We start from the raw sequence: 271 nt of genomic DNA, 5'->3' as shown, positions 1-271 counted from the left end.
GCCGCCAGTGAAGCCAGCCCGGCGCGCACCGCGAATCGTGAGGTCGCCGGCAGTCGTGTGACGTAGCGGTCAACGCGCTGCACGAATTGAGCCGGCAACGGGCCGCCGAGCTCCGGCGGCAGCAGCGCGGCGCCGAACGAGGCCAACGGATAGGACTTAGCCCGATCGGCGAGCCGGCTCATATCCGGCGCCCGAGCCGGCGGCCGAGCTTTATGAAGAACGGATACGTTGCGAAGATGGCAGCGGCCATCGCGTGCAGCGGCCACTCCGC

1 protein-coding gene and 1 pseudogene are annotated in these 271 nt (G+C 69.7%); both read right to left on the bottom strand.

The window, feature by feature from the left end; genetic code table 11:
- Positions 1 to 182 (bottom strand): hypothetical protein (locus BST12_RS29960; protein ID WP_170062245.1); only part of this gene is annotated, 182 nt, incomplete at its 3' end.
- Positions 179 to 271: pseudogene (locus BST12_RS34085) on the bottom strand (hypothetical protein); the annotation flags it as partial. The gene BST12_RS29960 and the pseudogene BST12_RS34085, both read right to left, overlap by 4 nt.

The sequence above is a fragment of the Mycobacterium angelicum genome (assembly GCF_002086155.1).
GTDB classification, from domain to species: Bacteria; Actinomycetota; Actinomycetes; order Mycobacteriales; family Mycobacteriaceae; genus Mycobacterium; species Mycobacterium angelicum.
This window is presented reverse-complemented; position numbering and strand designations above follow the sequence as displayed.